The sequence below is a fragment of the Bacillus sp. MBGLi79 genome (genome assembly GCF_002953915.1).
In genome coordinates, this window is the sequence record NZ_CP026521.1 from 1027078 (window position 1) to 1033195 (window position 6118).

Annotated in this window: 4 protein-coding genes; 2 read left to right on the plus strand and 2 right to left on the minus strand. The window is 48.9% G+C overall.

The features are described from left to right. A partial coding sequence (locus C1T29_RS05115; RefSeq protein ID WP_208945631.1) for an alpha/beta hydrolase occupies window positions 1-480 on the plus strand: 480 nt, incomplete at its 5' end. On the opposite strand, the gene C1T29_RS05120 is transcribed toward C1T29_RS05115, so the two are convergent. After that, the gene (locus tag C1T29_RS05120; protein ID WP_020450561.1) at window positions 477-869 is read right to left on the minus strand and encodes a winged helix-turn-helix transcriptional regulator; all 393 of its coding nucleotides are present in this window, start codon (window positions 867-869) and stop codon (window positions 477-479) included. The genes C1T29_RS05115 and C1T29_RS05120 overlap by 4 nt on opposite strands. 130 nt (window positions 870-999) lie before the next feature. Between C1T29_RS05120 and C1T29_RS05125 the strand changes: the two genes are divergently transcribed. Further along, window positions 1000-1683, plus strand: coding sequence for an NAD(P)H-dependent oxidoreductase (locus tag C1T29_RS05125; RefSeq protein ID WP_020450562.1), 684 nt, complete (start codon window positions 1000-1002; stop codon window positions 1681-1683). A gap of 41 nt (window positions 1684-1724) precedes the next feature. Here the strand turns inward: C1T29_RS05125 and C1T29_RS05130 are convergent, their stop codons facing one another. Then, a complete protein-coding gene (locus C1T29_RS05130) occupies window positions 1725-6062 on the minus strand; it encodes a multifunctional 2',3'-cyclic-nucleotide 2'-phosphodiesterase/3'-nucleotidase/5'-nucleotidase (protein WP_020450563.1) in 4338 nt (1445 codons plus the stop codon). Window positions 6063-6118 lie beyond the last annotated feature (56 nt).

A 6118-nucleotide genomic window follows, 5' to 3' on the forward strand; every position in this document is an offset into this window, starting at 1 on the left:
CTTGAGAACAGGTTTGGCAAAGACCTTTGGATCGGGGTGCTTGGCGAATCGCTAGGAGCCGCGGCTGCCATCGAGCTGATGAAACAGGACAGGAGAATCAAGTTTTGTATTGCCGATTCCTGCTTCAGCGATTTAACAGAGCTATGCCGCTTTCAGCTGAAAGCCGCCGTCAAATTGTCCGTGCCGTTTCTCATCCCGTTGGCAAGCGGGCTGATCAAACGGCGCCACGGCTGGAGCCTTGCCGACATATCGCCGGTCAGCAATCTTGAGCAGTCAGACACGCCGCTGTTGATCATCCACGGCACAAATGATCAGCTTGTTCCGCCGGAAATGGCCAAAAGCCTGTATGACCGGAAAAAAGGGATAAAGAAACTGTATTTGATTGAAGGTGCCGGACATGTCGGCGGATTCCGCCACGATCCTGAAGAATACTTAAGCAGAATCAAAGACTTTCTCTTGAAAATCGAGCCGGCCAATTAGCCTTGCGATTCCAGCATTTCAGCGGCAGCCGATCGTTGGCGCGCTTCCTTGATTTTTCCGGCATAGGAAGCTCCCCAATTCATCATTTGACTGATGATCGGAATCAGCGTCTTGCCGAACTCAGTTAAACTGTACTCGACTTTCGGGGGAACCTGCTTATAAATCGTGCGGCAGACGATGCCGTCACGCTCAAGTTCGCGAAGCTGGAGGGTCAGCATCCGCTGTGTCACGGCGGGAATTAAACGACGCAGCTCATTAAAGCGTTTTTTATCATCGATCAAATGATACAGAATGACGCTTTTCCATTTGCCGCCGATGATATCGATCGTTGCTTCCACCGGGCATGAATAACCGTCCGGTGTTTCGCATGCCTTCGGATTCTTGTTCATTTTCCTCTCTCCTTAGTATAAAAAATGATACTATGCCACAAAAATGTGCGTACTTTCTTATTGCTATTATAATGATTAGAATGAAATTAAGAAAGGAATATAAACTATAGACAAAAGGAGAGAACAGAACATGACACAGCAATCCAAGAAGCAGGAGATTCTTGACGCATTCCAATTTAGACACGCGACAAAAGAGTTTGATCCGGACAGAAAGATATCAGACGAGGATTTTCAGTTTATTTTAGAAGCGGGCAGACTGTCGCCAAGCTCTGTCGGCCTCGAGCCGTGGAAGTTCGTCGTCGTCCAAAATAAAGAGCTGCGTGAAAAACTGCGCCAGGTCTCATGGGGCGCACAGGGACAGCTGCCGACAGCCAGCCATTTCGTTTTGCTGCTCGGACGCACGGCTAAGGAAATGCGGCATGATTCCGGGTATGTTGCAGATCAGTTAAAGCATGTGAAAAAAATGCCGGAGGACATCATTGAAAATATGCTGAAAGAAGACGGCGTTCTGAAAAGTTTCCAAGACGGCGATTTTCATTTGTACGAAAGCGACAGAGCGATGTTTGACTGGGTATCAAAGCAAACGTACATCGCGCTAGCCAACATGATGACGGCGGCCGCCTTGATCGGTATTGACTCCTGCCCGATTGAAGGCTTTAACTACGACAAAGTCCACGACATCCTTGAAAAAGAAGGATTGTTGGAGGACGGCCGCTTTGACATCTCGGTCATGGCCGCTTTCGGTTACCGCGTGAAAGAACCGCGTCCGAAGACGAGACGGGCGCTTGATCAAATCGTGAAATGGGTTGAATAAAAAAAGTGCGGTTCTGCCTTTAGCAGACCGCACTTTTTTATTTAGATTTGGAGTTTGCGCCGCTTCCTTTGGTAAAGGTACAGACCGCTTCCGGATATAAGCAGCAGCAGGCCGAGCATCAGCCAATGATAGGCGTTTGAAGCGGTGTCAGGCAAAAACCCGCCGTTTGAACCATCTGAAGGTTCATTTCCGTCATCTGACCCGCCGCTGCCATGACCGCCTGATCCGTCTCCGCCGCTTCCGGCGCCGGGCGAAGCAGGGGGTTCACCGCCGCTGCCGCCATTCGGACCGTCATCATCGCCTGAACCCGGCGGAAGTGAAGGAGACCCGGCATCTTTGTCATTCATCACGGTATACTCGCTGAAATGGTCGACATAGCCTGCAACGGTACGGCCTTTCGTATAGCCGTTTGTCACTTTTGTGAAGCTGTTGTTTTTGCGGTCGACATAATAGACGCTCAAATGTTTGTCAGGAGCCTCGACTTGGAAAAACAGTCCGACAGGCTCTTTAAATGTGCTGACCGTTTTTCCATTCTGCTGAATGTTGAAATCATATACCTTTGTGACCGCCTGTTTGATATTCTTGGCGATTTTGATGCTGATTTTAGTCTTTTCGCTTGCCAGATTAACGGCTGGAAGCTGCATCGCAATGCGATCGTTTTTCAGGGTGATACTTGGATCATCAGTTCTTTCTTTGACAAGGTCAGTCTGTGCTTTTGTCATATTCAGCTTGATGTGGTCTTTTTCTGTGTCGGGGAAATAAGCAATCACCTGATTTGCGTTTTTCGCGTATGTTTCGAACGGTTTTTCCGCAAGCGTCCAAGTGCCGTCTGTCTGACGGTCAGGAAGGAACACTTCTGTTATTCTGTTTTCGATGTTCGGTGAAACAGAATCGTACAAGGCAAGCTGCTCTGTAAAAATGTCGTAATCGGTAAAACCGAGATCGACACCGTTTTTCGCTTCTTTAAAAACGGAATAGCCGTCTCCGCCGCCGCCCATGAAGTTATTTGTAGCCACACGATAGGTTTTGTCCAAATCGAGCGGAACAGCATCCCCTTTGTCATTGACAAGGTTCACATCAAGGATGCGCTCACCTTTTGGCTTGCTCAGTGTAAATGTGAAGGATAAACCCGCGACATGCGGAAACGCGCCTCCGCCTTCTTCGACTTGGCTCACCCCGTGCTCAAGCGCTTCTTTGATTTGCGCACCCGTCAAATCAGCGGCATAAAGGGTGTTGCCGAACGGCATAACCGTCAGCACATCGCCGAGTGTGATGTCGCCTTTGGCAATACCGCTTCTGATTCCGCCGCCGTTTGTGATGGCGATGTCAGCCCCGCCAGCTTGTTTTGCTTTCTTCAGCATGCCGTCCGCGATAAAATTGCCGAGGTTGGTTTCTTTTGAGCGGACATGCTCGCGTTTTCCGTCAAGCGGGACATCGGCATAGCCTACTTTTTTCTTCTTCAGTTCGTCAATATCTTCTTTAAAGCCGTCAAGCACTTCTTTCGCTGGAGGATCTTCGTCCACTTTGCCGTCAATCGCGATCAAATTGAACCTTGATTGATCCGTTTGAACGACGCCTTTCTCATCAAACACAACATCGACCCGTCCTAAAAACTGCCCGTAGTCTTTCACTTGGGCGACGATTGTCGGTTCTTCGCTCTCCACCACTTTTAAATGATCGACGAGTGTATGCGTATGCCCGCCGATAATCAAATCGATGCCCTTCACTTTTTTTGCCAGCTCCAGATCCCGGTTGTAGCCGAGGTGGGTGAGGGCGATGATTTTGTTGACCTTTTCTTTTTCTTTCAGTTCCTTGACCGTTTTCTCCGCTGACAGATAAGCGTCATGGAACGCAATGTTCGGTCCGGGGCTTGACGTATATGACGTATCTTCCGTCGTCAGGCCGAATACGCCGACTTGCTCGCCATTTACATCAAGCAGAATATAAGGATAGATGCCGCTTTCTTTCTTTTCTCCCGCTGTTAAGAGTGCAGGCTCTTTTTGAAAGCTTCGCAGCTGAGGCTCCTTTGATACATCGACATTGGAGCTGACGATTGGAAAATCGGGCTTTTCCAGCTGGTGTCTGTTTAACGGATCGACGGCCGCATTGTTTCCGCTCAGAAAGTCTGCGAGCACTTTCGGCCCTTTATCAAATTCATGGTTGCCGAAGGTCATGGCGTCATAGCCCATCATGTTCATCAGCTTCAAATCGGCGAGTCCGTTCCATTTTGTAAAATACAAGTCACCGGAAAAGACATCGCCGGCATCGAGCAGCACATTGTTTTCTGCTTCACTGCGGATTTCTTTCACTTTGGCAGCGCGCCTTGCCGCTTCATCAAGGTGGGCGTGCGTGTCGTTCGTGTGCATGACTGTTAACGTCCAGTTTCCATTATCAACCGGAGGCTCTGTACCTTCAAAGTTCAGCTTATAGACGCCATATCCGCTGTTTTCGGATTCTCTGACAAAATCGATGTCCTTCGCTTTTTCAGCAAACGGTTTGGCGAGGAGAGAAGATTCGAATGTCACATCGGCTCCTTTAATCGGAGCGATCGACCAGTTGTTATCGGCGGCAGGATTGACCGTTTTCTTTTCCATGATGTAGTTCATGAGCACCTGCCTGTTTTCATCAGCCGCCGCATAAACGACTTTGTCCTGCGTCAGATGCGGGAATCCGCCGCCCCCGGACGCGCGGTAATTATTTGTGACCACAAGGAATTCCTGATCGTCGCGGACGGCTTTTCCGTTGTAAGACAACTGTTTGACGCGGTTAGCCTGCGGATTTTTCACCCCGCCTGACGCATTGTATTTTGCCGGTTGTGTGACATCGATCTGGTAGGTCACACCGTCAATGACATCGAAATTATACGACCTGAAATCGGGGTTGAGGAGCGCCTGTTCACCCGATTTTGAAGGGGCGATCTGGTTGAACTGCCCGGCCGACATTTCGATCCAGTCCTTCACTTCGCTTCCCGTCAGCTTGACGATATAGAGCGTATTGTCGTACAAATACAAATCGCCGATGTTTTTGATCGCAAGGTTTCCTGCTTTAATGTTTGTATAATAATCAGCACCGTTACGCCCTCCTGCTTTAAATGGCGCGCCCGCTGATAAAATCGGCAGGTTTTCGTATTCCGTTCCCTTCATGACATCTTCCGCATACCATTTTTGTGCGTCTGTGACAATCTGAATCGAAGGATCGTCTTTTACTTGTGCGAAAAAGCTGTTAATATCAGCTTCCGTTTGGCCAACCGGCGCGCGGACGTATTCAAGCGTTTTTTCGTGTGTGTCTTTAATCGTGGAAACGACGGTGTCGTGTCGTGACGTCACATGTCCGGCAATCGCTTCCGTTTTTGCGCTGGCATCTTTCACTGTCCATTTGCCGCCGTCCTGTTCAAGTTGCATATCGATGATTCCTAAATGGCTGCCCCAGTTTTTCGGCATGACGACAGGGATGCCGTTGATCGTTCCTTTTTGATTGTCGATCACGCCATTTCCTGGATAGTCCGTACCGGGGAACAGACCGTGCTGATGTCCGGAGATGATCGCATCTATTCCTTCCGTCTTGAGAGCCAGGTCATATACGGCGTTTTCTGCTCCCGCCGCCTGTTCGCCATTTTCAATTCCGGAGTGGGCGATCGCAATGATCACGTCGGCGCCTTCTTGCTTCATTTTCGGAATCGTTTGTTTCGCTGATTCGGTGATGTCCTGCACCGTGATTTTGCCGTCCAGATGCTTTTTATCCCATGTTAAAATCTGCGGCGGAACGAAGCCGATGTAGCCGACTTTAAGCTGGTGCTTTTGGCCGCTTTCATCCGTCAGCGTCCGCTCTTCAATATGATATGGCGTATATTTGTTCTTTCCGTCCGATGTTTTTATATTGGCATTGACAATGGGAAATTCGGCGCCTTTTATCGTGCCGTCAAGGAATTCAAGGCCATAGTTGAATTCGTGGTTTCCGAGCGTGCCGGCGTCATAGTGAAGTTTGTTCATGACATCAATGATCGGGTGTGTTTTCGTTCCGGAGATAATTGCTTCACGTTCATGTTTGAAGATATACTCCCCTAGAGGGTTCCCTTGAATTAAGTCGCCGTTGTCGACAAGAATCGTGTTCGGATTCCGGCTCCGGTGCTTTTCGATCAGCTGAGCCGTGCGGGCCAGTCCGAATTCTGCCGTTTCTTTGTCGGCATAGTAGTCATAGTCCATGATATGGGCGTGGATATCTGTCGTACCCAGGATGCTGAGGTTGATCAGCGGGTGTTCATTTGGTTCTTCTGCATATGTCTGGGTGTTTGGAATGAGTAAACTGAGTATCATCACTGAGGTTAGCAGAATACGGAGAATGTTTTTCCTTGAAAACCGTCTTTTCTGTATTCCCACCATTTCTCCACCTTTCAGATTAGAGTAACAATTTCTATTGTAAGAACTTTTTGTAAAGT